This window comes from Shewanella sp. 10N.286.54.B9 (assembly GCF_041468565.1).
Taxonomy (GTDB): domain Bacteria; phylum Pseudomonadota; class Gammaproteobacteria; order Enterobacterales; family Shewanellaceae; genus Shewanella.
The window spans coordinates 6,923-10,383 of the sequence record NZ_JBFRIY010000075.1; the positions used below are offsets into that span (position 1 = coordinate 6,923).

Sequence of the window (3,461 nt, forward strand, 5' to 3'; positions counted from 1 at the left end):
AGCGTACACGTGTTCGCTAACCTTGGCGGTTCAAATTGCTGGAGAACCAAAAATAATGAGTAATGCTAACAGTTTTACAAAAGAAGACCTTGTTGCCTGTGGACTTGGCAACCTATTCGGACCTAACTCTCCGAGATTACCGAAAGACAATATGTTGATGATCGACCGTGTACTTAAAATTAATGCAGATGGCGGTGAATTCGGTAAAGGTGAAATTGTTGCTGAGCTTGATATCAATCCAGACCTTTGGTTTTTTGACTGCCACTTTGCAGCCGACCCCGTTATGCCGGGTTGCCTTGGCTTAGATGCAATGTGGCAACTTGTTGGCTTTTTCTTAGGTTGGGAAGGTGCTGAAGGCAAAGGACGCGCGCTAGGCGTTGGCGAAGTGAAATTTACAGGTCAAGTGCTTCCAGAAGCTAAAAAGGTTACCTATAAGCTTACTATTAAGCGTAAGGTATACCGTAAACTGGTTATGGGTATTGCTGATGCGACGATGGAAGTTGATGGACGTGAAATTTATAGCGCAAAAGACCTAAAAGTCGGCATTTTTACTGACACCTCTAGCTTTTAAGCTTGCAAATAGTTAAATGACAACGCCCTCAGAATAGAGGGCGTTTCTTATGCTGATTTACTTGTTAAACAAACCGCTTAACCGACCATCAATTCCTTCTCGCCAACCTCCAAGCCATTGTGACTTTGAGTCAAGTGTCGAATATGGACAAATCTCTTTAGAACGGCCCCCTATTCCAGCCTGAAAACCTTTCGAAAAAGCTCTATCTAATCGATCTCGTTTTTGTCTCTTCATGCAAGCGTCCTCTCTTCCATAATGGTAGAAGCCAATGCTTCTAGACTATGAATAAAACTTTTTGCTACAGAGATCAATCAAAAAAAACGACCTGTTTACAGGTTAAATATTAAGCTATTGAGTTAGGTAATAAAAATAAAAATAAAAAAAATCGAGGCAGGTTGCCTCGATTTAGTCTACTCGTCTAATAAGTTACTTTCTTTTACGTCGTAACCAAACTAACGGTAACATTAACAACCATCCAAGGCTTGCAGCGCCCTTTCGTTCATAGTTACCATTCTCTCCGCTATCATCTATACAACTATTAGCGGCCTTCCATTCATCAGTTACCTCTTCGCCTGTTGTTTGGATAACCATCATACGCGGTAAAAATGAAGTTACTGGATCGCCATAACCATTGAGTGCGAAAAACGGTAAACCGTTATCGCCAATAATCAGGTTACCATCAGTATCAAACTGATAAGAAGGTTTACGAATAAAAGCAGTACCGACAATAGTGCCACTGTCATTGATGCTGTTTGCTTCAACAATCTTGATCTCACTACTGTAAGTCAGTGTCTTCCCCGAACCATCTTCGACTTCAACTTGATTACGAACCCACTTGTCGGATTCATCTTTTACAAAGCCTTTAGATTGACAAGTCAGCAAATCATTAAGGTTTGAAAATTCATCTTCAGCAATGTTATATAAAAAGCCAGCTTTGGGTCTTGGCTTCTCTTTATCATGCGTGGTTTCAATGTAGCCAACTACCTGGCCATTGCTATTGATCGCTCTACCACGGCTGCTTAAATCAGAAAGGTTATTGTAGAAATCATTGGGAGTGATGATTTCTGCATTTTCATCTGTGGTATCAAAATAGAAAAACTTATCGCGGCGGTAACCCTCAATATACTTGTAGTAGCTACCAACCAGAATACCACTATCATTTATCCCATAAGCGATAGATGAAATAACATCTTTTACCGTATCAACATCAACCCAGTTATATTGGTAAGCTCCTTGGGTGTCTTGCGTCCAATAAGCGGCATCAACATACAACCTGTCCTTATTACCGTCTCGATAAACATGCGAACGGCCAGCAACAACACCTTCAGCATTGATTCCAAGACCTTGTCCAGTATAAACACCATCATTAGTCACTTCTAAGCCTAATGGAAGCTCAAAGCTCTCTGTGACAGCGCCTGCTTCGTACTTCCAGACATAACCGCGAGTTTGATATTGAATATCTCTAAAGCCATTGCTGTTTGGGTACTGCCTGTTTTGAACACAAATATCAGTGGGTGCAGTCTCGCTATTATTTGAAACACAGGAATCGATAATACTGGCACTGTTCTTACTAATATCAGTACTGGCATAACCAGTAATCAGGTCGTTGCTATTAACAGCCGTACCACTTGAGAACCCACCCACAGTCACTGTTACGTCACCATCGTCTTGCTCAGAAACATATTCTGTGTATGGTGGTATTAAAGCGATTTCAGTGTCAGTGTCATCCTTAACGAAGCCGCGTTGCTCATATTCACGGTAGTACCAATATTCTTGAGTAGTGCTTGAACCTGAGTAATCAACTTTCTGTTCAGCTGCAGTCATCGCCCCTACTTTTACTTTTGCATCATTGATGCCGTAGTAAAACGTATCTACTGAGTTAACCGTGTCTTCTTCAGGAAAAGTTGGCGCTGTGGTGCCATTTACACTCTCAAATGTCGGCAACCAAGGCGTGACGGGATCATTTTCGATTGCGGTGAAGGTGAAGTTATTAGCAATAATAGGTAAGTTTACTGAATAAGTAATAGTTTCAGCATCAGACACCCCATCTTCGATATCAATGACGCCGTTGTCATCTTCATCAACGTTTAGTTTCTTTTTACCTTTGGCTGCGCCAACCGCTTCGTCGTTGTTGTTGACAGCCATACCATAACCGTTACGAGTATTGGCAATCGTACCGTTTAAGTTAAATGTCTCAGTATCGAGATTTTTAATTTCATAAACAGGTGCAGCCTGCGCACCATGGAGGACACTTAATACACCTACAGCCACAAGGGATAGGGTCTTTTCCAACTTAAACTTCATGAATTACTTCCCATTTTTTTATTTTAGCTTACTTCAATGACTCGAGCTCTTCCCATCGCTCAAAGTAACTCTCAAGTAGACCTTCCTTATCGGACAATGTCTTTAGCTTTTCGTTAACTGTTTTTTGCTCCTGAGCATAAAAATCAGGACCGCTAATAATGCTTTGTAAGGCTTCAATATCCTGCTCTAGTTGTTCCATCAATGCAGGTAAAGACTCTAATTCTCTTTGTAACTTAAACGATAACTTCTTCGTCGGTTTGGCCGCTACAACAGGTTTTTTCTCGACAACTGGAGGTTGGACACTCTTTTGCTCCTGAGGTTCCTCAGAATAAAATTTAGCGCCTTGAGACACCGCATCTTGGTAGCCTCCTACATATTCACTCCAACCACCGTTACCAGTAAACCACCAACTACTGGTCACAGTATTATCAATAAATGCTCTATCGTGGCTAACAAGTAATAAAGTCCCCTTATAATCTGCCAGTAAAGACTCAAGCAGCTCTAGGGTTTCAATGTCTAGATCGTTTGTTGGCTCATCGAGAATAATAAGATTTGCTGGACGAAGCAATAAGCGCGCTAACAACAG

At 41.3% G+C, this 3,461-nt stretch carries 3 protein-coding genes and 1 pseudogene; 1 reads left to right on the forward strand and 3 read right to left on the reverse strand.

Annotation, left to right across the window (positions count from 1 at the left end):
* Positions 1-55 precede the first annotated feature (55 nt).
* Entirely contained in the window at positions 56-571 is a 516-nt protein-coding gene (gene fabA, locus AB4135_RS20805) for a bifunctional 3-hydroxydecanoyl-ACP dehydratase/trans-2-decenoyl-ACP isomerase (protein WP_020912882.1), read from the forward strand.
* Between the two features lie 57 nt (positions 572-628).
* Here the strand turns inward: fabA and rmf are convergent, their stop codons facing one another.
* The 3 genes and pseudogenes from rmf to AB4135_RS20820 form a co-directional block, all read right to left on the reverse strand.
* Positions 629-805 (reverse strand): ribosome modulation factor, encoded by a 177-nt coding sequence (rmf, locus tag AB4135_RS20810; RefSeq protein WP_012155190.1) that lies wholly within the window; start codon positions 803-805, stop codon positions 629-631.
* A gap of 192 nt (positions 806-997) precedes the next feature.
* The gene (locus AB4135_RS20815) at positions 998-2,875 is read right to left on the reverse strand and encodes a DUF3466 family protein (protein WP_371995340.1); all 1,878 of its coding nucleotides are present in this window, start codon (positions 2,873-2,875) and stop codon (positions 998-1,000) included.
* 28 nt (positions 2,876-2,903) lie between these two features.
* Positions 2,904-3,461, reverse strand: a pseudogene (locus AB4135_RS20820) (ABC transporter ATP-binding protein); the annotation flags it as partial.

Excerpts from the sequence above, each read along its gene's own strand:
- AB4135_RS20815 (WP_371995340.1), bottom strand. The coding sequence starts at position 2,875 with ATGAAGTTTAAGTTGGAAAAGACCCTATCCCTTGTGGCTGTAGGTGTA.
- fabA (WP_020912882.1), top strand. The coding sequence starts at position 56 with ATGAGTAATGCTAACAGTTTTACAAAAGAAGACCTTGTTGCCTGTGGA.
- rmf (WP_012155190.1), bottom strand. The coding sequence starts at position 805 with ATGAAGAGACAAAAACGAGATCGATTAGATAGAGCTTTTTCGAAAGGT.